This is a genomic window from Ezakiella massiliensis (assembly GCF_059862345.1).
In genome coordinates, this window is the sequence record NZ_JCBCEO010000001.1 from 547,334 (window position 1) to 573,381 (window position 26,048).

The window sequence follows — 26,048 nt, forward strand, 5'->3', positions numbered from 1 at the left end:
ATACAAGGGCAAATGTTATAATACTAACGTTTGCCACAAAAAAATAAATAAAAAAGAAAGTCCTATTGAACTTCCTCTTTAATGGTGCCGAAGGCGAGACTCGAACTCGCACGGCTCATCACCGGTGGATTTTGAATCCACTGCGTCTGCCAATTCCGCCACTCCGGCCCGTATTTAAAAACAATGATGTTATTATACTATTTATTTTTATAAATTGCAAGTCTTTTATTTTTTTAAAAAAATTATCTTGACAAAAAAGATTTTTAATAGTAATATAAATTGATAATGATTATTGATTTCATTAGGAGGAAAGAAAATGAAAATTAAAAAATTTATTCTATATGTGTTAACTATTGGCCTACTATTATTAACAAATGCATGCAGAGACAAAGATTTAGTTGTTGAAGAAAAAGTAAAATTAAATATAGTAACAAATATTTTCCCAACATACGATTGGGTCAGAGAAATTACCAAGGGAGGAGATGTAAATATTTCTTACCTTACAGACACTGGCGTTAGCCTTCACAATTATGAACCATCAGCAGAGGATATTAAAAAAATTAAAGAAAGTGATTTGTTTGTATATTTAGGATCCCATTCAGATAAGTGGGCTGACAAAATTTTATCAGAAAATCCTGACCTAAAAGTTATAAAACTTATGGACGTCCTTGAAGCCAATATTCTTGACGAAGAAGTAAAAGAAGGTATGGAGGACCACCATGATCACGATCACGACCACGAGCATGATGACCACGATCACAAAGATGCAGATCATGACCACAATCACGATGAAGAGGACAAGCATGATGAAAACGACGAGCATAATCACAATCACGAGGACGAGCATAGTCACGAACACCACCATGACCACCATCATGAAGATGAACATGTCTGGTTGTCTATAAAAAATGCTCAGCTAATTTGCAAAGCTATCGAAGAAAAATTGTCTGAAATTGATAGCAAAAACAAAGACCTATATGCAAAAAATCTTAATAATTATTTGCAAAAATTAAATAACCTCGACAATGAATATATAAAAGAAATTAATTCTTCAAAAGATAAGACCTTGGTTTTTGCTGACCGCTTTCCTTTTAGATATTTAACTGAAGATTATGATTTAGATTATTATGCAGCCTTTACTGGTTGCTCAGCTGATGCTGAAGCCAGCTTTGACACAATTGTATTTTTAGTTAAAAAACTGGATGAGTTAAATATAAATTCTGTATTTACTCTAACTGACTCAGACGGAAAAATTGCAAAAACTATAAGAGAAAATTCCAAGAAAGACATCAAAATTTTAAAATTAAATTCGATGGAAAGCGTAAACAAAGACCAGGCACAAGAAGCAACCTACATCGACTACATGAATGACAATCTAAAATCAATTATTCAAGGCCTAGAATAATGTTTATCAACTTTAATTTTTTTCAAAGGTGATTTATGATTAATTTTATTGATAAGATAATTGAATATTGGCAGTTTCCCTTTGTTAAATACGCTTTTATCAGCGGGATTTTAATAGCCGTATCTTCATCCCTCTTAGGGTTAGTTTTAGTTTTAAAAAGATACAGCCATATTGGGACCAGCTTGTCAAATGTTGCCTTTGGGTCTATGTCTATGGCCTCTGTAATCGGCCTTACAAAAGAAATATATCTAATACTTCCTGTAACTGTCGCTTCCTCAGTGATTCTACTAAAGAAAAGTAAATCTCACTTTAGGTCAGACGCTTCGCTTGCAATGATAAGCGTATTTTTCCTTGCCCTTGGCTATATATTGATGAATGTTTTTAAAAGCGGTCCAAATGTTGCCGTGGATGTATGCACGACATTGTTCGGATCACTTTCGATTCTCACACTTACAAAGACTGACGTCTTGATATGTTTGGTCCTTGCAAGCATAATAATTTTATTTTTTATTTTCTATTACAATAAAATTTTCTTGCTGACCTTTGATGAATCCTATGCCAAGGCAAGCGGCCTAAATTTAGAAAAATTAAATTTCATGCTCGCTATTATAATTGCTCTTACAATTTCAATCTCTCTGCGACTTGTAGGATCATTATTAGTCTGTGCCCTTATGGTCTTCCCCACTATGACTGCAGTAAAAATCTGCCGGTCTTTTAAAAGTATTAGTATTTTTGTAGCCATATCTTCTATTCTGATGGCAGTCTTTGGAATCTGCGTATCCATAGTTTTTGGATTCCCAGTTGGTCCGACAATTGTATTTATAAATGCACTAGTATTTATGATTGCTAGCATCATCGGAAAAAGGATTTAAATATGAAAAAAACTTTAAGCAAAATTTCTATAATTGTATTAATCTTAATAGCCTTTTTGGCCTGCCAAAAAGAAAATAAAAATCCCGCTGACATGATTAATAATAATAATAATATAAAAAGCGAGGATATAAAAAAAGATATTAGAAAGCAGATGGGCCAGCAACATTTAAAAGAAAAAAATAAAAAAAGCGAAATTTTATTCGATGCCAATAAAAATAAGGACGAGCAAAACACAGATATGGCAAATTTAGATAATATTGAAATTGCCAATACAAAAGACCTGCTTGATGAACTCGAAGAACAGAACAAAAACGATAACGGCTACAATTTTGATCTGACAGACATGGGTGCTGATATGATATTTGCTACTGTCTATATGATTGTCACCGATCCTGATGCGGCCGCAGGTAAATCCATCCGAGTAAATGGTCTCCTCTACACTTACCCTAGCGCAGACGGGAATGTTCAGAGCCAGTACTGCATTATAAAGGACGCCCTCCAGTGCTGTGCCCAAGGCTTGGAAATCTCTTTTAAAAACAAGCCAGAGCAAATTCCTGAGGATGGGACTGAAGTTCTAGTAGAAGGAGTACTAGAGCCCTATCAAGTCGAAGGCGTGCCCATGAAGCTTTGCAGAATAAAAGATGCAGTTGTAACTTTGAAGTAAAGATCAGTCATAAAATTAATTTGATTTTTAATTTATCTCTTGTTATAATATTCCCTTAGAGGTTTTATGTACGATATTATAGATTATGATGAAATAAATAAAAATTCAATATTAATAGATGTGAGAACACAGGAAGAATACGAAGACTTCCACATACCAGGGGCTCTGTCAATGCCTATTTTAAACTTTGAAGAAAGAAAAATTGTAGGAACCCTATATGACAATGGTCAAAAAGACTTAGCTAAAGCAAAGGCTTTGAAATTTGGGTCAAGAAAATTAAAAGAGTTTTTAGATTTAATTATCGAACAAAATGATAAAAAAATTGTCTTTTACTGTGCCAGAGGCGGCTTTAGGTCAAAGACTGTTGCTGCCCTATTCTTTAGCTTAGGCTACAATGTCTGCCAACTAAAAGGTGGCATCAAGCACTATCGGCAAATAGTCAATGCAAATTTGCCTGATTTAATTAAAGATATAAATCTAATCGCCCTTTATGGTCCTACTGGTTCAGGAAAATCAAATATTTTAAATATTTTAAAAGAAGATTATCCAGTTATTGATTTAGAGACACTTGCAAATCATAAGGGCTCTGTCTTGGGTTCAATTGGCATGGGTAAACCTCATTCACAAAAAACCTTTGAGGCCCTAGTCTTTGAACAGTTAAGGCATTCAACTAATAAAAACTTTTTAATTGAAGGCGAAAGTAAACGCATCGGAAATATCGTCCTTCCCCAAGACTTGTGGGACAAGATGCTAGTAGCCAAGAAGATTTATATTGAATCCCCTATTGAATATAGAGTAGATAGGCTTATCTTTGAATATGTAAACCAATCTTCAGATTCCGAGCTCTTGTCCGCCTTATCCAATATCGAAAAATATATTTCAAAAGAAAATTATGAAGCAGTAGTTAATAGTATTAAATCAAAAGAATACAAGCTGGCAGCAAAAATTCTCTGTGAAAAATACTACGACCACAATTACAAATTTAGACCAGATGCAAATACAATAGTAATTGAAAATAAAAATGACGCAGAATGCGCCAAGGAAATTTTAAAATTAATAAATATGTAAAATTCAAAAGCCCACGCAAAAATCAAATGCGTGGGCTTTTATTTTATAATCTTTCTAAGTCAGCCATTAACCTATCAAGGTTAAGACCATGGACCATACTAGCCTCTTCTACTGTTTCCATCAAGCTTGCAGGGCATCCTACGCAAGCCATTCCATAACTCATCAAGATGTAAGCAGCTTCAGGTTTTTTCTCTAAAAGCTCGCTTAGATAAGTGTCTTTAGTAACTTTGAAATCGCTCATTATAGTCCTAGTGCCTTTTCAAGTTTTTCTTGGTTGAATCCTAAAATAACTTCATCATCAACAAAAATTACTGGAACACCAGCAAAACCTTGTTTTCTTAGGTCAAGCATAGCTTCCTTATCTTCGCTAATATTCTTTTCTTCGAATTCGAAGTTGTTTTCTTTTAGCCAATCTTTTGCCATGTGGCAGAATTGACAATTATCACTTGTGTAAATTACAATTTTTTTCATACATATACCTCCTAGTTTTTCTATATTCTTTTTATACCCTAATTAATATAAAATAAACAAAATTCTCAATAAAAAAATGAAGGCCATATTCCTTGCCTCCATTTATAAAAATTATTTATTTATGTGAAACGTGGTTCATTCCCTTTACAAAAATATCTTTTACGTGATCGTCGTCGATTGTATAAAAAATATTTTTCCCTTCTCTTCTTGGCTTAACCGCTCTTACAGCTCTTAGAATACTCAAATGGTGACTGACTAATGACTGGCCAAGACCTGTCTTTTCGGAAATATCTGACACGCACAAGGTCCCATCCATAAGTGCGTGAATGATCTTGAGCCTGCTTGAATCTGCAAGTGCCTTTAACATCTCTACAAAATCGTATACAGTATCTTCATTAAAAATATATTTTTCTTCCATTTTTACCTCCACTTACAATATATCCTTCAACCTATCTTCTAGCTTGATATAATCTTCCAGACCTAAATTCTCAGCTCTTTTGCCTGGATCAATATTAACATCTACCAAGGCATCTTCTATTAATTGCTTATCAGCGCCTAGGCCCATGCTAATTGAATTTAAAATCGTCTTCCTTCTCATGCCAAAAGCTGCGTGAACTAACCTCATAAAAGCCTTGTGGTCCTTGTTATCTTTTAGCTTCATATAAACAACTGCACTATCTACTTTTGGTCTAGGAATAAAGCCTCCCGGTTTAACTACAAAGGCCTCCCTAGCATCCGAAAAATATTTTACAAAGACAGACAAGGCCGAATAATCTTTGCTGCCAACTTCTGCGGTCATCCTTGCAGCTACTTCCCTTTGTACCATGACTGTCGCTGACTTAAATTTTCCCAGTGTAAAAATATTTTCAAGTATAGGAGTCGTTACTACATAAGGCAGGTTTGCAACAAAGTCTGTCATCCCTTGGGCTGCCTTAGAGAAAAGCTCATCATTGGTCGCATCGCCCTGGTACAATTTAAATTTGGGATAGGCTTCTAGGTTTTCTTCCAAGATTGGAAAAAATCTTTGGTCGATCTCAATCGAGTGGACCTCAGCTCCTCTAATCAAAAGCTCTTCTGTGAGTGAACCTATACCCGGTCCAACCTCAAGAATCTTTGATTCTTCATTTACACCTGCAGTGTCTCCAATCTTTTTTAAAACATTGCCGTCTATCAAAAAATTTTGCCCAAGACTCTTTTTAAAATCCAAACCGTAGGAGTCAATAATTTCTCTGGTCCTATTCAAATGATAAATTCTAGTCAAATTATTTTCCCCCTTCAGCTTGAACTTCTTTGATGGCTTGTAGAATTTTTTCTTCCTCAATTGCAAATGAATTTAATCTGTTGATAAATTCCTTGGCATTGGGCTTACCTATGCCGAGTTTTTCGCTCACCTTTTCTCTTAAATATTTAGAATTATCCAAGCCTGTAAATCCATGTTCAAACAAAAATTTACTATCGTAAATCTTTTCTTGTGTTTGGACCATGGGATTGGCTGACTCAATCGCCTTTCTAATAACATCTGCGCTGGCATTTTCAATGCCAACATCGCCATTTTTTACCCCGTCCCTCTGACTTATATAAGCGTCTTTTATTGGACACTTTAAATTCTCTTTGAGCTTTCTTCTGATAGTTTCGCCTGGAGAGTCGGGATCAGTTAAGATAATGGCTCCTCTGGTCTTGGTGATTTCAACAATCTCATCCATCTTGGGCTTTGATATATGAATACCACCTGTGGCGATCACATCTGCATCTAGAGCCTGTTTAACTTTGGTTATATCGTCTTTGCCTTCAACTATTATAATTTCTTTGATCATATATTGTAAAATTCCCTAGCGTTTTTTGTGGTTTGCTCAATGACTTCCTCAGGTGAGATGCATTTTAATTCTGCAATTCTCTTTACTACATAAGAAATATATTTTGGCTCATTGCGCTTACCCCTAAAAGGAACTGGCGTCATATAAGGAGCATCGGTTTCCAAAAGCAATCTGTCAAGCGGAGCATACTTTACGGAGTCCACAACGTGCTTTGCATTTTTAAAAGTCACAGCCCCACCGATTGATAAATAATAACCCATGTCCAAATATTCCCTGGCCACTTCAACAGGGGCAGTAAAACAATGGATCAGAGTCTTGCCCTTCCGAATGGCCCTTAGCATATCAATCGTATCCTTGGTCGCCTCCCTGGTGTGGATCACTAATGGATAATCTACTTCATTTGCAAAGTCTATAAAGCGTTCAAAAACTTTTTTCTGAGTTTCTCTATCGGACAAATCGTAATGGTAGTCCAGTCCGCATTCACCAATGGCAACAACCTTTGGATTTTCGAGCATCTTTTTATATTCTAATATGTCTTCTTCTTTAAAGTCCTTGGCCTCATGTGGATGAACGCCCACAACAGCGTAAATATTTTCGTACTTTGTAAGCTCTACAGAGGCAAGAGAAGATTTTAAATCACTTGACGCATTGACAGCGAATAAAACGCCATCATCTTTAAAATTTTTAATTATCTGATCCCTGTCCTCATCAAAGGATGGGTCGTCCAAGTGAGTGTGGCTATCTATAAACAAACTCATCTTATCTTTGCACCTGGATCAATATCCCTATCTGCCCTTAAGAGTGAGAGTGTGTCTCCGCTTTCTGCAGCCAAGATCATACCATTGCTTTCAACTCCACGTAGGTTTACTGGCTTTAAGTTTACAATCATTGCCAGCTTCTTGCCTACGATTTCCTCTGGCTTATAATGGTCTTTGAGTCCGCTTACAATAGTTCTTTCTTCTCCACCAATGTCAACCTTTAATACATAAAGCTTGTCAGCATTTGGATGGTTCTCAACTGATTTTACTAAGCCAACTCTGAAATCGCATTTCTCAAAATCAGAAAATTCGATTTGTGCTTTTGTTTCAACTTTTGTCTCAGAAGCTGATTTTATTTTTCTGGATTCGGCGAGTTCATTATTTAGATTAATAATTTCATCAATTTTATCGTCATCAGCACGGTCAAATAAGTTCTTGCCCTTGGTAACTTTTAGACCCGGTTTTACCTTAATTTCATCAGTCAAATTAAATTTGTTGTAAATTTCCTTGGCTGTATCTTCAAGTACAGGGCTCAGAAGCTCTGCAGCTGCAACTATGCATTCACATAGAACATATAGGACAGTCTTTAGCCTTTCAGTATCTTCCTTGGCCAGCTTCCATGGTTCAGTTTCATCTATATATTTGTTGGCCCTTCTGATTAATACAAAAACATCTTCAAGGGCAAAATTAAATTTAAAATCATCCATTTGCTTGTAGAATTTATCGGATGAAATTTTAATTTGCTCTAGAACTTCCTTGTCCAAGTCATTGTATTCGTTTGGTTCAGGTATAATTCCATCAAAATATTTTTCTATCATTGACAGTGTCCTGCTTACCAGGTTGCCCAAATCATTTACCAAGTCTGAATTGTATCTTTGGACTAGCTTGTCAATAGTAAAGTTACCGTCGCTACCAAAGGAAAATTCTCTAAGGATAAAGTACTTTAACACGTCCCTACCAAGGGCTTGGATAATTGGCTCTGGATAATAAACATTGCCCTTGGACTTACTCATTTTGTCACCGTCGAATAAAATCCATCCGTGGGCTATAACCTTCTTAGGTAGCTCCAGACCAAGAGCCATCAAAAGTGCTGGCCAAATTACAATGTGGAAACGCAAAATTTCCTTGCCAACCAAGTGAAGGTCAGCTGGATAAAATTTATTGAAGAGCTCTTCATCAAAACCATAGCCAATACCTGTTAGATAGCAGCTAAGAGCATCAATCCATACATAAATAACATGCTTTTCATCGCCTGGAACTGGTACGCCCCAGGAGATTGATGACCGACTAACAGATAAGTCTTCCAAATCATTTACAAAGTTGTTAGCCATTTCATTCATGGCACTCTTTGGTTCAATATCTGCGGTCTTGTACCATTCAAGGATCTTGTCCTTGTATTTGCTGAGCCTAAAGAAATAACTTTCTTCTTCGCGTTCTTGCAATTCACGGCCACAGTCTGGACACTTGCCATCGTTGGTTTGCGCTTCGGTGAAAAATGATTCACAAGGCACGCAGTAGAGGCCCTTGTACTTGGCCTTATAAATATCACCGTTGTCCACGAGTTTTTGCCAAATCTCTTGGACAGCTTTTACGTGTTCCTCGTCAGTTGTCCTTCTGAAGCAGTCGTATTTGATTCCCAAGTCGGACCAAAGTTTCTTGGTAGAAGCTACAATTCCGTCTGTAAATTCCTTTGGGGTCACACCTGCCTTTTCAGCAGTTGTAGCGATCTTTTCTCCGTGCTCGTCAGTTCCAGTTACAAAAAATACTTCATCGCCCTTGAGCTGTCTGTATCTTTTGATTACATCTGCAACAATAGTTGTATAAGTATGACCAATGTGCAAGTTGCCATTGGGATAATAAATTGGTGTTGTTAAATAATATTTACTCATATTCCCTCCTAAAAACTCTTATATATAATAAAATCTTAAATAAATTTATCTCTCAAATTGCTCCAGTAACTGTCTTCGTCTATGTGCAAGCGATTTATAAATACATCTGACATAGTCGTTACTATCCTATCTATATTTTCAATCAAGTGCTCAGTCCCGTCTTGAACGATCATTATGCCCTTTTCATATTTGGTCTCAGGCGATAGTATAACTTCAAAACGCCCCGGCATTACAACCGAGTTTAAAAGTGACCTGTAGCTGGCACTTGATATCGGCGCCAGTGGACTTAGCTGCATAATTTCAAAAGCTGGATAAACAATGGCTCCTCCAACTGAGAAATTGTAGGCCGTGCTCCCAATTGATGTGGAAATAATTAGGCCATCTCCGGAAAATCTTTCCAAGAAATTGTCTCCAATCATTACATCCATGTGGAGGACTTTTGAATTAAGCCCCTTGACCAGAACTTCATTAACGCACAAGTATTCTACGCTAGACCCGTCAGTCCTGTACGCTGTACACTTTAAAAGTCGAGTCGGATTTGTGGTGTACTTGTCAACGGTTATATGATGGACCAGGCTGGCCAGCTCATGCCTCTTAACCTCTTGAAAAAATCCAAGACCGCCTGTATTAATCCCAATAAAAGGCTTCTTAGAATAATTTGACAGGGTGACCGCCTTTAAAAAAGTTCCGTCGCCACCAACTACAATATTAAAATCAACTTGACCCTCGAATATAGCATTTGAATTTATGTCATGCCTCGCCGTCTCGATGCCTAGTGCATGAAATCTTTCTTCAAGTTCTTTTGCAACTTCTATACTCGCTGGATATTCATTTAAATATATACAAATTTTCTTCATATTTACTCCTATACATATTATAGCAGTTTTTATCAAATAAAAAAAGAGCCCGAAGGCTCTTCATTGCTTAAAATTTTAAATTCATCAATCTTTAATAGCTTTAAATAAACTTTTAAAGAAATTAACCTTAGTTCCGTAGTTAAAACTTCCCAGCTTGTAGACCTTGATTGAGAACTTTGCAATCAAAACTGTACTTACAAAGAGAATTGCTGCAGAAATTATAACCTCTATGACAGGAACAGTTTCAACCCCATACCTGGCAATCATAGCAAATGGCGATGAAAATGGAACAAAGCTAGCAACTTTTAAAACAATTCCAGGATTCATCATTCCAAAAAACGAAACGAAGAATGAAATTACAAATACCATTGTAAGCGGTTGTATAGCTGTGTTGACATCTTCGATCTTGCTGACCAAGCTAGCAGCAGCTGCCATCATAAATAGATATAAGATATAACCCAGGATAAAAAATACAAAGGTAACTATAATTTGATCAACCTTTATTAGCTGAGTCAAGTTTAAGGACTCAACTATATCCATGGCTGTTTCTCCGCCAAATTTTGTACCTATAATCATGCCGCCATAGAGTACTAATAGTGAAATCACTCCCACCAATCCATAGGCAGCGACCTTGCCGCAAATTAAATCAGATGGCTTGGCAGCTGTAATCAAAAGCTCCATAGTTCTGTCCGATTTTTCACGAGCTATACTCATGGCCACTTGATTTGAGAACATCATTATAAGGAAATACAATACAAATAAAGCGATGTAGACCAGCCAAAAGTTTTTGGCTCCGTCAGTTTCCAAACTAATAGGCTCATAATAATTGGATTCCAAGAACTTGTCTGTAATAGCTGAGTCAACACCCATGTCATTTAGTTCTTTTTGCTTTTCAATATTAGTAGCGATTTGGGCCAGATTTTCATATTTGTTCATAGCCCCCATGGAAGACGATTTCATAATTAATTTTCTTTGGTCGCCTTTAATTAAAATTGCAGCATCCAAATCGTTTTTCTTTAAATCTGCTTCCATCTTATCTGGATCATCGTACTTTACAAATTCAGACTCGTAAGCGTCTTTCAAAGTAGCCTCGTCAATATAGTCTAAATCAGAATAAACTCCTATTGGCTTACTGTCACCTGAAGAAAATTTGGCCACGAGCTTTGGCACAAAGGAAAACAAAATTGTAAACAAAAACATAATAGCCATAGAAATTATAAAGGCTTTTTTTCTCACTGCGTTTAAAAATTCAAAATTAAATACTGTTAACATCTTTGTTTACCTCGCATACTCTACAAATATATCAGATAATGTCGGCTTAAAGATTCCGTAGTTATCAATCTTTAGCCCCATTTCATTTATAGCATTCAAAAGTTCTGCCTGATTCTTGTCTGTCAGGTCTACAATTATCTTTTCGTCTTTGATAGATGTAACAAAACCTTTTTCATTCAAGTCTCTGGCCACACCAACATTGTCCACATTTAATAGATCAATGTAGACATTATTGCCGGCTATCTTTCTTTTGAGTCCGTCAATTGATCCATTAACTACAACCCTGCCGCCGTTTAATATAGCTAGGTCATCGCAAATTTCATCTACATAACCCATTTGGTGGGATGAGAAAAACATGAGCTTATCCTTGCCTGCCCTTTCTAAAATCAAATCGCGAAGCAAGTTTGAGTTGATAGGGTCAAGGCCAGAAAAAGGTTCGTCCATAATAATAATCTCTGGATCACCGATCAGCGATTGGGCGATTTGAACTTTTTGTTGGTTACCCTTACTTAAAACCTCTAGTTTTTTGTTGGCATATTCTTCCAGGCCAACACGGTCCAAAAGCTCAAGAGCAGATTTTTTTGCTGCATGAGGATCATAGCCCTTTAACTTTGCAAAATAAACCAGCTGCTCTAAAATTTTAACCTTTTGGTACATGCCTCTTTCCTCTGGCAGATAACCAATCTTAAAATTCTTGGCTGAAAAATCTTCCCCATTTAGGGTAATCTTGCCTCCATCTTTGGAAATAACTCCCATAAGTATTTTAATTGTTGTGGACTTGCCAGCACCATTTCTGCCCAAAAAAGCAAGGGGCCGTCCGCTCTCAACATTAAAACTAATCCCATGTAAAACATGGTTTTTACCATAGGATTTATCTATATCAATTAATTTTAATTCCATATTACCTCCTAACACGAGGTCATTATACCATAGATTGGTATTTTAAAGCAAATATTATTGTAAAAATAAATTAAAAAAGCCAAGGCAAAAGCCCTGGCTAAATAAATCTGAATTTACATGTTGCGGTCAATATGACAAACAAAGTCGTGGATATTTGTAACCATAGTCTTTACTTCTAGGGTACCACGGTCTGATAATTTATTTACAGAGAACTCTTGCAAGTCGATTGAGTAAATAAATACAGGTCTGATTTCTCCATCAAATTCATTGTAAGATGGGGTCATATTACCTGATGCAATTGTATGAAGTACTGTTGATAGACAAATGAGCATGCCAGTTTTTCTGGTGTGTGTGCGCATTTTGTTTTGAGCTTCATATACATTATCGATGGTTTCTGGCATTGTGTATGGGTCTCTGATGCTTGCTGCAAGTACAAAGTCCTTATTTTCCTTAACCATTGTGTACATGATACCGCTCTTTAAAACACCTTGGTCAACTGCATCTTTGATTGATCCAGCTTGTCTAATGGTGCTTACTGCATCGTATTTTAATGCATCAAAATCTCTATCTGAGTTTTCAAAAAGATTTTTTGTAATGTCGACAGTAGCAAAAGTATCCCCTGTTAAAATCGCATCTACATAGCCCTTTTTAATCAGGCTTTCAAAAGCCTTTGAAGCGCGTTTATCATTTACAAGTGATGGCCCAATAACCCATGTAATTGGCTCATTAAATGATTTAACATACTTCATTATTTCATAAAGCTCATCATAGTCTTTTGAGTAAGCAGTCTCACGGCTCCTGCCTGTTCTAAAGGCAAAAGTGTCTCCGCCTTCTCCACCTGTGGCAAAGCCCTTGGTGTACATATAAATTCCTTCGCTGGCATCTTCTGTCCTGCCAACAATAACTTTGTCGCCTTTTTTTAGATTTCTAAATTCAACGATTTCAACGCTTGTTGGGCTGGTGATAATAGGACAAGTATCCATCCTACTTTCAACTGCCAAAACCCAATTGCCATCTATCTTAAAGTATTCAGGATAAATTGAAAGCGCATGATAGTTATCTGGAGCAACCCCGTCCATAGGAGCTTCCACATATTTGCAATTAGGGGCGTTTACTAAAAATTCTTGAGTCCAATCTGGTTCTTGATATTTTTGAAAATTATAAGCCATTTATTCCTCCACTAAAGCATTTCTAACATTTACACAAAAATCTTGTACGTTAGTAACAATACTATCTACAAGTTGTCCTTCTCTTTCATTTACCACAGAATTTGTCGCATAGTCACTGATGTCAATTGAACAAATATAAGTTCCGTAGATTTCATCGCCCTTAACCCTATACAAAGGAGCAACTTCTGTAGCGCTTACTGAGTGCAAGAGGGTTGCTAGAGTGATAATAATATCTGCATCCTTGACGGCATCATGCATGGCATTTAGTCCGCAAGTAACATTGTGGCGAACTTCTGGAAGAGGTCCGTCATCTCTGATCGATCCGCAAAGAACAATTGGCATTTCTTTTTCTACTAACTTTTTAATAAAACCATCCTTAACCTTGCCTGAATCAATAAAAGCCTTCAATGAATCATAGTGTCTGGCTTCATTTAATAAGTCCAAGTGATTGTAGTGGCCGTTTGGAACTGACTCTTGAGTATAAATATTTTGTCCAAGGGCTGTGTTTAAAAAGCCCCCTTCCAGGTCATGAGTAGCCATGGCATTACCTGCAAGTAAAACTTGAACATAACCTGCATCGACCAAGTTTGCAAGTGCATTTCTAGTATCGTAGTCAAAAACAACTGCAGGTCCAAGTACCCAAGCAATCTTGCCTCCCCTTGCCTTAACCTCTTTCATCATAGCAAGAAGTTTTTCATAAGCGTCAGATGAACCCTTAAACATTGGCATTTTTCCGCCGTCTAAATCATCGCTAAAGGCATCTGCCCTATAAATTCCGCACTTTTCACATGGGCAATCTCCAATTAAAACCATGTCCCCAACCTTTAAGTCCCTAGGTTGAACACATTTTAAATCTCCATCATTAACCACAACTCCCCTTAAAAAATGGTTGGTCGGTAGCTTAAATTCTCCATCAACCTTTATGTATTCCACATAAGGTTTGGTCAAATAAGCGCCAACAGGCATGCAGCCGTCTTTTTCCACTTTTTTAAAAGTTGCATTTTGATAAGCATCTTCGTTAATCTTTTTAATCTTACTTACTGGAAAAACTGTCATATCTACCTCCTAATGATTTAATTATAACACAAATCTTGAAATAACAAAACCATTTAAGTATAATTAATTTGGAGGTATGTATGGAATCTTTATTTTATTTAATTATAACAATGAATATTATTAGCTTTGCGGTCTATGCCTATGATAAATTTGCAGCCATAAATAACCGTTGGAGAATAAGCGAGAAAAATTTATTTATACTCGCTCTACTGTTCGGAGGAGTTGGCGCCACACTATCTATGAAAATCTTCCGTCACAAAACTCAAAAACCTTTATTTTTACTTGTAATACCAATTTTAACAGCCCTACAACTTGTCGCAATTGCCACACTCTATGGAGTAAATCTCAATTAAAATTTTACCATTCATATAAATATAAGTTTACTTATATATCTAATGGGGTAAGGACATAGCAAGAAGTAAATTATTCTGGTAAAGCAAAGGAGTTGTTATGAAAAATTTTGAATTTAATTTTAATCGGATAAAAACAAATATAAGGTCCAGCCGGCAAATTTCTCTGACAATTTTTTGTGCCATCCTTATATCTGTTTTTATTTTAACCTGGGCTAGCTCGATAATATTAGGAACCATTGATCATAGGATATACTTGAACAATATAACTTATAATGAAAACGAAACCCACGCTAGACTTATGTTCAGTGGTTGGTTTAATTTTAATGATAATCCCATGGATATTAATTACATAAGGAAAACTATGGATGAAAATTTTAATTCTCCCTACAATTTTTCTATTACTGCCGGTTTAACTGCCACTATAAACGGCGATATTACTGCTTGTCAGATAAGCGGCATAAGTGAAAATTTCATAGACGACAGCTTTGTGATTTTTTCTGGAGATATGGACAAGATTTATACAGAAAATGCAATAGCTATGAAAAAATCCATGACAGAAGAGCTGAAATTATCATTGGGCGATAAGGTTAATATAAATGGAAGCGATTTTACTTTAGAAGCGATAATTGATGAGTATAAATGTTTCACCTCTATATTTATGAGCCTAGATAATTATGATAAATTATTTTACAATCAAAACAATATTCTGGATTTATACATAGATAATTTATCTGGACTTGAGCGAAGTTCTTTGGTCCACAAACTAAATAGACTTTTTAAAAATCCAAATCTTTGGGATATTAAAGTAAAAAATGTAAATACAAGATACGAGGTCCTCGATACCTATATAAGCAAAGCCATAAGCGAAGAAATCATACCTATTATAATGGTCTTTATTTTGGCAGTAATAGCCATATTTATCTTATATTTTGGGCTAATCAGATGGAGAAGAAGAAATATAGGAATCCACATGAGTTTAGGCGCCAGAAAAAAAGATATTATTATGGATGCTAGTTTAGAGATATTTTCCTATATGCTTGTCTCTACCCTTGTAAGCTTTTTGATTATAAATATCTTTTATAAATACTTGGCTTATATTTCTAGTATCTATAAAGGACCCCTCCTTTATCTCTTAGTCCTAGTTATTTCTGCACTGACATCAATAGTCATAGGCATATTCTCAGCCAAAAAGATATCATCCAAGCCAATTACTGAAATTATAGGAGGCTAATATGAAATATTCATTACACCGTGTTAATTTAAGAATATACCATAGGATTGTCCTATATCTATTTTTAATAATTGAAATTGCAATAGGGTCTGCCCTCTTGTTTTACTCATACTCTCACTTTATAGACGATAAAAAAGACTTTGATAAAACAAATAGATATATCGAAGCTTCAACATCTGCGATTACAGCTAGTCCAAACAAAACAAAAAATATAACCTATGATGACTACCTATATCTCAAAGAAAATATCTTTAAAAATACACAAACATCATATACTGTCAATACAAGTCTAAATTTTGGAATTAATAATGACAGCTTTAGTATAGCCTTAATTTTTATGGGCCCAGAGGAGCTCAAAGAAACATTTGGGATTGACCAAGAACCAGGCAAGGCCTATATAGGCAAAACAGCCAAGAAAAATATACAAAAAATTGTCGGTTTAGAGAAAAAGAGACCACATTTTGAAGTTGATAGTAACAGCGTGGCTTATCTCCCAAAAGAAGGCTATTACTACGAATTAAATGACATGGATATAGATTTTACAAAATCTTCTATTAAATTTCCAAATTTAAATACAGAATTAGAGTTTGTTGATATGCCAGAATATACAAAAGATATAGCCATAGCAACTGGTTCAGAAATACAACTAGAATCATATCGAGTAAGTAGAGATAGATGTATACCTATACAACCAGAAGGTCGTTTTATGATTATCGTGCCTGCTGAATATACCAGAGATATCGATAAAATTATTAGGCCTTGGAAGCATCCAACCCTATCTTTAATATATACAACTATTGATCCAAGAATAGTCGTTAAAGATTTTAAAGAAAGCCCCGAAGAAGTTTGGCAGGCTATAGATTACTTAAAATCCAAGCACCCTGAGGCTAACTTCAATTTAGACGATCCAAGAGCCATAAATAAGGATTTGATAAAGAAAAAAAGACAAAGCATATACAAATATATGCTTACAAGTATCCTATTGTTATCAACTGTATCCTTAATAACATCAGGTATATTTTTGCTCCTACTCCAAAGTCGTAAAAAAGAAATTGCCATATCCTTAGCTTGTGGATCGACCATTAAAACTCAAATCAAAGAATTGATCTTGGAAATAGGTCTATTAATATTATATGGAATGGTGGTGGGAGTTGCCATTGCCTATATGTACGGAGATATAGTGGAACAAATTAGTATAGCGAGGACTAACCTCTTAACGGGAACTACCATTGTTACCAATATAGAACCCTTTATAGTCTTGCTAATAACTGGACTAATAATTTTACTAACCAGCTCCATTTTAATAATCAAAGCTATTAAAAAACTGAATCCTATTGAAATCTTACAAAATGAATAGAAGAATCTAATATAAATATTAATTATATATACATGTGTTTATTTTTTAATTTAGTTGGGTAACATGGAACTAAGAAGACATAAGCAAGTTCTATACTATAATATAAAGGAGGGGTATTATGAGGAAGTTTACATCAATTTTGTTAATTACATTAGCAGTTGTTTCTTTTTTAGTAACACCTACTATGGCAGAAAGTATGCAGTTAACGACAGATGTTATCAGACATGAGCCAATCATTATTTCTCGTGGTGCATTTAGACAATGTCAAGCTTGTGGTAATGGAACACTTGAACTTGTCGACACCAGTAGCGAAACTGAAAGATTTGCTTACGATAGTAAATGTGCTCATTATCCATATGGCTATGACTATTATTATAGTACAGATACAAATTATTACTATAAGTGCTCTAATTGTGGACATAGCAAGTTAGATGTTGATAGAAGCTATAGGATGGTGTGTCACGGATCATATTAGTGATTCTTTAAGACATATTAATTAAATAATCAAATAGAACTTGCTTGAAGTCTTCTTTTTTATTAAACAAAAGGAGTTGTAATGAAAAATTTTGAATTTAATTTTAATCGAATTAAGACAAATATAAGGTCCAGCCGGCAGATTTCTCTGACAATTTTCTGCGCCATCCTTATATCTGTTTTTATTTTAACCTGGGCCAGCTCAACGATTCTGGCCACCATCAACTATCGGTCATACTTAAATCAGGTTTCTTATGATCCTGACGAAGTTTATGCCAGATTGTCCTATTCCAGAAATTATTCTACTGAAAATAAACTGAACGCTGACTTTGTCCAAAAAGCCATGGCCTATGAGTTTGACAATGACTACAATTTTGCTATGTCAACAGGTACTAATATTGCCATTAATGGGCATATAATGAATTTACAAATAGCAGGACTTGGAGATAACTTTATTGATGATACTTTTGTAGTCTTGGATGGAGATGTCAATAAAATTTATAGTGAGGATGCGATTGCCATTATAGAATCTCTAGCTAATAAGCTAGATCTCTTTGTTGGGGACACGGTAAATATAAATGGTAAAGACTTTGAGCTTTGTGCTATCGTAGATGAATACAAGTGCTTTAACGACATATTTATGTCAATAGAAAATTACGAAGGCCTATTTGCAAATGTTAGCATGGCTCTGCATTTGTATATAAAAAATTTGTCACAGGGAGATATCAGCTCTCTAACCCACAAGCTAGACCGTATTTTCAAGGCTCCAACTCTTAGTAACATAAGAGTTGAAGAATACAAGGATAGGAATGAGCTTTTGGATTTCTATGTAGAGAATGCCATTTCAAAAGATATTATTCCCATAATTATAATTTTTATCCTGTCTATAATTTCTCTTGTAGTCTTATACTTTGGTCTTATTAAATGGCGGAAGCGAAATATCGGCATCCACTTAAGTCTGGGCGCCAGTCCAAAGGATATAAAGTTAGATTCAACTTTGGAAATCCTTGGATATATGCTTGTCTCTACCCTGATTAGTTTTATAGCTATCAATATTTTTTACAATCAATTATCCTACATGACATCAATTTTGATTAATAAATGGCTTTACATTTTTGTGCTAGCTATAAACATATTGTTAGCTCTTGCAATCGGGGCTTTAGCCGCCAGAAAAATTACCTCAGAGCCAATTAACGAAATGATAGGAGGATAAAATGAAATATTCCAAACATCGTGTAAATTTAAGATTGTATCATAGGATAGCCCTCTATATATTTTTAGTATTGGAAATAGCCCTGGGCTCTGCCCTCTTATTCTATTCATATTCACAGTATATAGTAGACAAAAAAGAGTTAGACTCTACCCTGAAATATATCGAAGATTCAACCACTTCTATTATGGCTAGGCCAAATACAGTTGAATATTTAACTTATGACGACTATACTTACATCAATGAAAATATATTTAAAAACACAAAATCCCACTACACAGTAAATGCTACTTTGAATTTTGACTATAGCAGAACTGGTAAAATCGCCTTGGTCTTTATGAGCCATGACGAGATGAAAGAGACTTTTGGTATCAGTCCCCAAGCAGGAACGGCCTATATAGGTGAAGAGGCCAAAAAAGTCGTTGAGATTTTAAGCAAATTGCAAAAGTCCAGAGCTCAAGTTACAATAGATGATGGCATGGTTAGCTTTGGTGCAAAGGGCGGCCATTACTTGGAACTAAATGACATGGATATAGACTTTACTGCAAATTCCATTAAGTTTTTGGACCAAGAGTTTGAATTTATGGACATGCCAGTGGATACCAAAGAAAAAATGCTGATAACCAGTCCTGTCATTCAGACAAATGAAAATGGCAAAAATGAATCTCTATTGCCCAACCAGCCCAAGGGAAAATATATGATAATTGTACCTGTCGAGTACTCCAGAGACATCGATAAGATAATCAGGCCATGGCAAAATAGAAAAATGGCAGAGTCCTATAATAATATAGCGCCGAGGATATCAATTAAAAACTTTGAAAAAGCTCCCGAAGAAGTATGGCAGGCAATAGATTATTTAAAATCCAAATACCCCAATGCCAACTTTGCTATTGACGATCCCAAGGCCAGCAATGAAGCTTGGATAGAATATAAAAAGCAAACCATGTCCAAGTACCTGCTTATAAGCATCTTGCTCTTAGTCATAGTATCGGTTATCACATCGGGTATATTCTTGCTCCTCCACCAAGGCCGCAAAAAAGAAATCGCCATTTCTCTGGCCTGCGGATCCACCGTTAAAGGCCAAATAAAAGAACTCCTCATGGAGATCTCAGCCCTAATTTTCTATGGCATGGTCGTTGGAGTCGCCGCTGCATATATGTACGGAGATATAGCTGAGAGGAGATTTTTTGAAAAATACAATGGCTACAGGGGCTTAAATATAAAGACAAATGTAGAACCATTTTTAATACTCATATTAGCAGCAGTAATTATTCTAATAATATCATCTGCCCTCTCAATTAGGGCAACACGCAAACTAAATCCAATAGAAATTTTGCAAAATGAATAGGAGGACCAAATGATTAAAATCAGAAATCTATGCAAAACATACACAGACTCAATAGTTGAAACCCAGGCCTTAAAGGGAATCGACCTGGACATTGACGAGGGCGAATTCGTTGCCATAATTGGCAAGAGCGGCTGTGGTAAGTCTACCCTCTTAAATATTATGGGCGGCATGGACCAAGCCACCAGCGGAGAATATTATTTCGATGAAGTTGATGTCAGAAAATTAAAGGATGCGGACCTGGCCAAATTTAGAAATAAAACAATTGGCTTTGTCTTCCAAGCCTTTAACCTAATAAACGAAATCAATCTCATAGAAAATGTTGCCGTTCCCCTGGGATATAGGGGCGTTAGCAAGAGAGAAAGAGATGTTGTTGCCGAGGACATGCTTGAAATCGTTGGCCTCAAAAAGGAAAAGAGAAAAAAGCCCACAGAATTATCCGGCGGACAAAAACAAAGGGTCGCCTTTGCCAGAGCCATAGCCAACGAACCACGGGTAATTTTGGCAGACGAACCCACAGGTAACCTGGACCAAAAAAACTCACGTGAAATCGTCGACCTCCTTCACCAAGCTCACAAAAACGGAACGACCATTGTAATGGTAACCCACGACATGGACCTGGCCAAGGAAGCCGATAAAATTATAGAAATGGAAGATGGCAAAATTATTTCATAAGACCTACAAGGCAAACTATTCATAAAAACAAAATAATATATAAGACTAATCGCAAATCAAAGGATTTGCGATTTTTTTATTTATCTTTAATAAATTTCAGACATATAATCACTCTCATATTTTTTTATAATTCAATGGCATATTTTAAAATTCACAACTGCTTAATATCAATTACAAAAAAAGAGCAGCATCTCTGCTGCTCAATTCTAAGTTTAAGTTTAAAACTTAAAGGCTTTTAGATTTAGTTTTCTTCGTCTTCTTCATCTTTTTTCTTTTTCAGAGCTCCAAGTCCCAAGAAACCTGAACCTAAAACGCCCATCAAATATCCATATAGGGATACGTTAATGCCATCTCCAGTCTTTGGTAATGTCTTGGCTCCTGATGAAACACTTTCATTAATTTCATTAGGATTTGTATTTTTACCAGTATTATCTTCTCCTTCAATTTCAGTTTTTGCTTCAGTATTTTCTATATTTTCTCCTGGTTCTTCAGTGCCTGGTGTGCCTGGATCAGATGGATTTTCTTCACCTGGTGTGCCTGGTTCTTCGGTTCCTGGTTCTGACGGATTTTCTTCGCCTGGTTCATCTGGAGTTTCTCCACCTGGTTCAGATGGATTTTCTTCACCTGATTTATCTTGATCTTCTCCACTTGGCTTTTCTGGATCTTCTATACCTGATTCTTCAGTGCCTGGTTTGGTTGGATTTTCAGGTGTTTTATCATCTGGTGTACCAGTATCTCCACCACCTATATAATCAGGAATTTCATCTTCATTCCCTGGAGTTACATGTGTATCTGGATCTTCAGGAAGTGGACACATATCTTTATTTGGTTTTGTTCCAACTCTTACAATCTTATTAACCGCTGCTACTTTACTTGTTTCATCTTCAACACTTACAAATTTTCCGGATTCCTTATCAAAGTAAGTTTTTACTTTTACACTACCAGCCTTACCCATGTGATTTTTATCTTCTACTACAGTTCCAGCATCAATAGTATTGTCATAAACATATTCTGTGTTAAATGGAATTTCAACAATCTTTTTTACTGGTTTTGTACCAATCTTGACAATTTCTTTAACTGGTTCTTTTTTTGTTACTTTTTTAGAGAATTCTTTTTTAGCTAATTCTCCGTTTCTGTATTTTTGAGTAATAGTTTGTTCACTTTGTCCAGCTTGACCTTTTTGAGTAACTTCTTGTGTTCCAGCTTCCATATTGTCATCATACTGAATTTCTCTTTCAAATGGGAGAGTCTTTTCTATTGTATGGGTAAATTCTCCAGTAAAGTCTTTTGTGCCAACAATAATTTTTTGTTTTGCCGACCTTACAACTTCTTCTTCTGTTGTAATAATTTTGCCAGTTTCTGGATCAAATTTATTTACTACCTTTGTTTCAACATGACCTTTTGTCAATTCACCTTTTTCAACATAGCCGATATATTTGCTATCATCTTTTACATATTCAATTTCGACATCAACATCATTATTATAGTCTTTATTATTTTCTGCTACCTTTGTACCAACAAGAATAACTTCATTGACAGGAGCCTTATACTTATCTGCTACTTCTCTTTCATTTAAATCCCCGTCAAACTTGCCATTTATAAGGTTTCTGTAATACTCAGTTGTCTTACTTCCTGCTTCCCCTTTAGTTTTTACACGAGTCTTACCTGCAGGCATTGTATTATCATACTCAATTTTAACTCCGTAAGGTATTTCTTCTGTAATTTCCTTAGAAATGTGTTCTGTTACAGTCTTAGTACCTACTTTAATAATACGATTTACAGCTGGCTTTTCACTAACAATTTCTTCTGTAATTTCACCAGGGACACCATTTTCAAATTTTTGAGTATATTTAACTGTCTTAGATCCTCTTACACCTTTTTGAGTTTCTTGAGTTTCGCCCACTGGTAAAGTATCATCTTCCTCTACTATTGTTAAATATTTCGTTTCTTCTGTAACTTCATGGCTTGTTTCGCCAGTGAACTTTTTACTTCCAACTCTTATTATCGCCTTTTGTGGTGCAGTTTCCTCAACTTTCGGTTCTCCCACAACTTGTGAATTTTCAATTGTATAGGTTGTCTTTTTAACTCCTTCTTTACCTTCTTGTACAACCACTTGTTCTCCGGCTTTCAAAGAAGAATCCTCTATTAATTCATAGTCAAAAGGAATTTTACCTTCGTGAACTATTGTACCTTCTGTCTTCGTGCCGATAAGCATTTTCTTCTTTTTGGCTTCTTTGGTTGTTTTTTTAGTTGTAGTTATTTCTCCAGTTTCAGGATTTCTACTTGTAGTAACTGTTACAAGCCCTTCCTCTCCAGCTTCTTTTAACTGCATTGTGCCTTTTTCCAAAGAATCACTAGTTTCATAATCGGTGTCAGCTGGTATTGTTACAGTGGTTTCTGCAGGTTTTGTACCAATTCTAATTTCTGCATCAACTTTTTCAATTGTAGTTTTAACTTCAACAGCTTCCTTATCTTTTTCAAACTCGCCTTTTTCGTTGATTATACCTTTTTCACCGTTTATAACTACTTGTTTAAAGCTTGTTTCAGTTTCTCCAACTCGACCTTCAGTTTTGACTACCTTTCCTATTTCTAGAGTGTCATCATAAATGACTTTTGTTTCAAAAGGTACTTTACTTGTAAGAGTCTTAGAAACTTCTTGTTGATACTTAGGTCTGGCTATAAATTGAGCCTTAACAATCTCTTCCTTAGCTTCTCCAGTTTTTTCGTCCTTGTAATTTACCTTAACATCGACAAAAAGATTTTCTCCACCCTTGATGTCAGCATTTTTTGGTACTGTAGCAGTTACTGTACCTGTTTCTGAATCAACTTTAATATCTGTCCATTCGTTTCCAGCACTATCTTTATAGTTGCTGCCATCTTCTGGCATTACTAGCTCATAAGATTTTGGTAGGTTTTTCTTGGTTTCATCTTTTGTTGGAAGTACTTCGTGCACATTTGTTAGTGTGTCACCATTATATCCAATTTTTGCATGGTATTCTGGTTTGTAATTGTCAGATTCTTGGACTACAAAGTGGAACCAGTGGACGTCTTTTGATCCATTTGTATAGGTGTATTCTATAGGTACAGCTATAAAGTCACCGGCCTTGGCTGATTTTGGTGGTGTGATGGTGAATTTTGAAATATCGTGAGGGTCTACATCTACCTTCCATTGGTCTTTCTCTGCCTTGCCCTTATTTTCCTTGTCGATAAAGTCCATGATTAACCTACCAGAAGCTTCCCCCTTTTCATCAGCTGCATTCATCTCTTTAGCTGACTTGTCAGTTTCTTTTGGATTTTCTGGTTCTACCATACCTACATTAAATGGTTTGCCTGGTTTTACTGCTGATGATGTCACCTTAGTTGTATCATCACCATTACCATCCTCAAATGACTGATTGTAGTATCTTGTGTCATCAAGGTTTAGTTTAAATCCACCAATTAGGTTGTAGTGGTCGTAACGGTCGATGCCTTGCTTGTCGATAACTACATCTTTACCTTTGTGGTTTATGGTATCAGATCCTGCTCCTGTTTCTGTATAGGTTCCTTCCACTTTTTCTCCAAAGTCATTTTCACCAGTTTTAGCAACATTCTCGAATTCAGCCTTAGTTCTTGGGCGGGCGAAAAATTTGACATCTAAGTTTTGCAGAGCCTTAAAGTCAGGTGTGTTGAAGATTGAGTCTTCATTAATTACAGTCTTGTCATTTTCGTCCTTTTTAAGGGCGCCTTCCGGTAACTTAACGTGGATATTACCATTATCTCCGATATAAGCACTCGCTCCTGGTACAATTTTGCCTGTTGTAGGGTTATAAACTTGACCTACTAATCTTTCTTTGGCATTATCATCGATATTGTCCACCTTGATACCGGTGTCGATATCTTGGCCCTGTACAAAGACCTTTTTATCATATTTGCCATTTAATTTCATTAGCTTAAGGCTATCATTTTCATTTGGCCATGGATTTACCATGTAAGATAAACCGAAGCTATCTCCAAAATACTTAACTCTTTGATTTTCTGTAGTATAGTCGTCTTTCATACCAAAGGAAGTTGAAGAATTGTCCTTACTGTTGATATGCTTTATGGTCTCTTCGCTGGCTGTGTAGTTATAGTTTCTTTGTCTTGTACCGTCCACTTTACCACTTTCAGTCGGCTTGAAATTTACTTCAGGAGATTCAGGAGTAAGTTTTTCTCCTTGGCCCATCATAGGTTTTTCGCCTGTTCCTGCCGGTACCCTTCCACCGTCTGTAACAGTAATCCTAGTATAGGTTCTTTGGCCGGTCTCCTTGTCGATAGTAATTTGGTAACCCCATTCAGTCTTACTTGGGGATTCTGCAGATGGGTTTTTAAAGTCAACTTTAAAACCGTCTTTTTCTACATTCTTATCAGTACTATTGAGTGTCTGATTTACATTTCCCGGTTGTAGATCTGTTTCCTTATAACGTTCCGATTCATCGTAGTCCTTTATTTTTCCTTCATCTTCACCATAATTTGGGTCATCCGCTTTTTGATTTTTATCTTCTTCAGTTGCAGTTTCTCCTGCTCCTTGGGACTCTGCTGGATTCTCTTCTGAGATTTCTAATTTTTCTTCTTCTTTTTCAATTTTATCAAAATCAAAAAACTTATTTAAAGAATCATCTGCGATAAAATCTTTTAAGCTAATATCGCCTTTGTCTTCAGTTATAGCTTCTTCTTCGCTAGCAGACTCAGATTCTTCTGAAGTTTCGTCTGCAGGGTTCCCTGTTGCATTTAATAGTGTTACAGCTTCCTCGTCTTTAGAGGAATTGCTTTTTAAAATAGATGCAATTTCTTGATCATATTGTGTTCTTACCTCTTCTTTTGCTTCTTGAACTATAGCAGTTGGATTCTCAACAGATTCAGCCTTAACTTGTGTGGCTGCACCTGCAATCATGACCCCAGCTATAGAGACTCCTAAGATTGACTTAGTAATATTTGATTTAATTTTGTTTACTGCCTCATTGGACATAGGGACGACAATTTTATATTCGTTTATGTCTTTTGGCGAATTTACATTGTTATTCATTTATCCTTCCTTTCTAATTTACAAAATTTAATATAAAAATTTCTTTCAAAACGATTTTGTGACTAACATTTATATTATACCCTATTTTCTATCAATTACACAATACATTTTGGTTACAATTATTGATATATACAATCTTTAGTAGTTTTTCTTTTGTATTTATAAA

General features: G+C 35.8%; 24 protein-coding genes and 1 tRNA gene. 11 read left to right on the forward strand and 14 right to left on the reverse strand.

The features are described from left to right. Window positions 1–82 precede the first annotated feature (82 nt). Window positions 83–168: transfer RNA gene (locus AC6FXG_RS02525), tRNA-Leu, on the reverse strand. A gap of 148 nt (window positions 169–316) precedes the next feature. On the opposite strand from AC6FXG_RS02525, the gene AC6FXG_RS02530 reads away from it, so the two are divergent. The 4 genes from AC6FXG_RS02530 (at window position 317) to mnmH (ending at window position 4,010) form a co-directional block, all read left to right on the forward strand. Further along, a complete protein-coding gene (locus tag AC6FXG_RS02530) occupies window positions 317–1,405 on the forward strand; it encodes a metal ABC transporter substrate-binding protein (protein ID WP_500571430.1) in 1,089 nt (362 codons plus the stop codon). A gap of 35 nt (window positions 1,406–1,440) precedes the next feature. Beyond that, window positions 1,441–2,277, forward strand: coding sequence for a metal ABC transporter permease (locus tag AC6FXG_RS02535; protein ID WP_500571431.1), 837 nt, complete (start codon window positions 1,441–1,443; stop codon window positions 2,275–2,277). 2 nt (window positions 2,278–2,279) lie between these two features. Then, window positions 2,280–2,942 carry a hypothetical protein gene (locus AC6FXG_RS02540; RefSeq protein ID WP_500571432.1) on the forward strand — a complete coding sequence of 221 codons (663 nt, stop codon included), beginning with the start codon at window positions 2,280–2,282 and terminating at the stop codon, window positions 2,940–2,942. A gap of 66 nt (window positions 2,943–3,008) precedes the next feature. Beyond that, window positions 3,009–4,010, forward strand: coding sequence for a tRNA 2-selenouridine(34) synthase MnmH (gene mnmH / locus AC6FXG_RS02545; RefSeq protein WP_500571433.1), 1,002 nt, complete (start codon window positions 3,009–3,011; stop codon window positions 4,008–4,010). 43 nt (window positions 4,011–4,053) lie between these two features. Here the strand turns inward: mnmH and AC6FXG_RS02550 are convergent, their stop codons facing one another. From AC6FXG_RS02550 to AC6FXG_RS02605, 12 genes are all read right to left on the reverse strand, one after another. Continuing rightward, the gene (locus tag AC6FXG_RS02550) at window positions 4,054–4,251 is read right to left on the reverse strand and encodes a DUF1858 domain-containing protein (protein WP_075573488.1); all 198 of its coding nucleotides are present in this window, start codon (window positions 4,249–4,251) and stop codon (window positions 4,054–4,056) included. Continuing rightward, the gene (locus AC6FXG_RS02555; protein WP_075573487.1) at window positions 4,251–4,481 is read right to left on the reverse strand and encodes a glutaredoxin family protein; all 231 of its coding nucleotides are present in this window, start codon (window positions 4,479–4,481) and stop codon (window positions 4,251–4,253) included. Before AC6FXG_RS02555 ends, AC6FXG_RS02550 begins: the two co-directional genes overlap by 1 nt. A gap of 115 nt (window positions 4,482–4,596) precedes the next feature. After that, window positions 4,597–4,899 (reverse strand): ArsR/SmtB family transcription factor, encoded by a 303-nt coding sequence (locus AC6FXG_RS02560; protein ID WP_075573486.1) that lies wholly within the window; start codon window positions 4,897–4,899, stop codon window positions 4,597–4,599. 12 nt (window positions 4,900–4,911) lie between these two features. Further along, complete coding sequence (rsmA, locus tag AC6FXG_RS02565) at window positions 4,912–5,802, reverse strand: 16S rRNA (adenine(1518)-N(6)/adenine(1519)-N(6))-dimethyltransferase RsmA (RefSeq protein ID WP_500571434.1); 891 nt, start codon at window positions 5,800–5,802, stop codon at window positions 4,912–4,914. Next, complete coding sequence (gene rnmV / locus AC6FXG_RS02570) at window positions 5,744–6,295, reverse strand: ribonuclease M5 (protein WP_500571435.1); 552 nt, start codon at window positions 6,293–6,295, stop codon at window positions 5,744–5,746. Before rnmV ends, rsmA begins: the two co-directional genes overlap by 59 nt. Beyond that, window positions 6,292–7,053 (reverse strand): TatD family hydrolase, encoded by a 762-nt coding sequence (locus AC6FXG_RS02575; protein ID WP_500571436.1) that lies wholly within the window; start codon window positions 7,051–7,053, stop codon window positions 6,292–6,294. The genes rnmV and AC6FXG_RS02575 overlap by 4 nt, the downstream gene beginning before the upstream one ends. Further along, window positions 7,050–8,942, reverse strand: a complete 1,893-nt coding sequence (gene metG / locus AC6FXG_RS02580) for a methionine--tRNA ligase (RefSeq protein WP_500571437.1) — start codon at window positions 8,940–8,942, stop codon at window positions 7,050–7,052. The genes AC6FXG_RS02575 and metG overlap by 4 nt, the downstream gene beginning before the upstream one ends. Before the next feature lie 35 nt (window positions 8,943–8,977). Next, window positions 8,978–9,799 (reverse strand): NAD(+)/NADH kinase, encoded by an 822-nt coding sequence (locus AC6FXG_RS02585; RefSeq protein WP_500571438.1) that lies wholly within the window; start codon window positions 9,797–9,799, stop codon window positions 8,978–8,980. An 84-nt stretch (window positions 9,800–9,883) separates the two neighbouring features. Beyond that, on the reverse strand, window positions 9,884–11,071 hold the full coding sequence (locus tag AC6FXG_RS02590; RefSeq protein ID WP_500571439.1) for an ABC transporter permease: 1,188 nt from the start codon (window positions 11,069–11,071) through the stop codon (window positions 9,884–9,886). Between the two features lie 6 nt (window positions 11,072–11,077). Continuing rightward, entirely contained in the window at window positions 11,078–11,971 is an 894-nt protein-coding gene (locus AC6FXG_RS02595) for an ABC transporter ATP-binding protein (RefSeq protein WP_500571440.1), read from the reverse strand. Window positions 11,972–12,084: 113 nt separating this feature from the next. Next, a complete protein-coding gene (locus AC6FXG_RS02600) occupies window positions 12,085–13,140 on the reverse strand; it encodes an ornithine cyclodeaminase family domain (RefSeq protein WP_500571441.1) in 1,056 nt (351 codons plus the stop codon). Continuing rightward, window positions 13,141–14,196, reverse strand: coding sequence for an ornithine cyclodeaminase family domain (locus AC6FXG_RS02605; protein WP_500571442.1), 1,056 nt, complete (start codon window positions 14,194–14,196; stop codon window positions 13,141–13,143). It lies immediately after the preceding gene. Window positions 14,197–14,276: 80 nt separating this feature from the next. On the opposite strand from AC6FXG_RS02605, the gene AC6FXG_RS02610 reads away from it, so the two are divergent. The 7 genes from AC6FXG_RS02610 to AC6FXG_RS02640 all read left to right on the forward strand — a co-directional run bounded on the left by AC6FXG_RS02610 (window position 14,277) and on the right by AC6FXG_RS02640 (window position 20,841). After that, on the forward strand, window positions 14,277–14,549 hold the full coding sequence (locus AC6FXG_RS02610) for a DUF1294 domain-containing protein (protein ID WP_500571443.1): 273 nt from the start codon (window positions 14,277–14,279) through the stop codon (window positions 14,547–14,549). A 97-nt stretch (window positions 14,550–14,646) separates the two neighbouring features. Next, on the forward strand, window positions 14,647–15,780 hold the full coding sequence (locus AC6FXG_RS02615; protein WP_500571444.1) for an ABC transporter permease: 1,134 nt from the start codon (window positions 14,647–14,649) through the stop codon (window positions 15,778–15,780). 1 nt (window position 15,781) lies between these two features. Then, window positions 15,782–17,137, forward strand: a complete 1,356-nt coding sequence (locus tag AC6FXG_RS02620; RefSeq protein ID WP_500571445.1) for an FtsX-like permease family protein — start codon at window positions 15,782–15,784, stop codon at window positions 17,135–17,137. A gap of 184 nt (window positions 17,138–17,321) precedes the next feature. Beyond that, entirely contained in the window at window positions 17,322–17,612 is a 291-nt protein-coding gene (locus AC6FXG_RS02625; RefSeq protein WP_500571446.1) for a hypothetical protein, read from the forward strand. 81 nt (window positions 17,613–17,693) lie between these two features. Continuing rightward, a complete protein-coding gene (locus tag AC6FXG_RS02630) occupies window positions 17,694–18,824 on the forward strand; it encodes an FtsX-like permease family protein (RefSeq protein ID WP_500571447.1) in 1,131 nt (376 codons plus the stop codon). Between the two features lies 1 nt (window position 18,825). After that, entirely contained in the window at window positions 18,826–20,169 is a 1,344-nt protein-coding gene (locus AC6FXG_RS02635; RefSeq protein ID WP_500571448.1) for an FtsX-like permease family protein, read from the forward strand. A 9-nt stretch (window positions 20,170–20,178) separates the two neighbouring features. Beyond that, entirely contained in the window at window positions 20,179–20,841 is a 663-nt protein-coding gene (locus AC6FXG_RS02640) for an ABC transporter ATP-binding protein (RefSeq protein ID WP_500571449.1), read from the forward strand. A gap of 241 nt (window positions 20,842–21,082) precedes the next feature. Here AC6FXG_RS02640 and AC6FXG_RS02645 read toward each other — a convergent pair whose 3' ends face one another. Beyond that, window positions 21,083–25,882, reverse strand: coding sequence for a G5 domain-containing protein (locus AC6FXG_RS02645; protein ID WP_500571450.1), 4,800 nt, complete (start codon window positions 25,880–25,882; stop codon window positions 21,083–21,085). Between the last annotated feature and the right edge of the window lie 166 nt (window positions 25,883–26,048).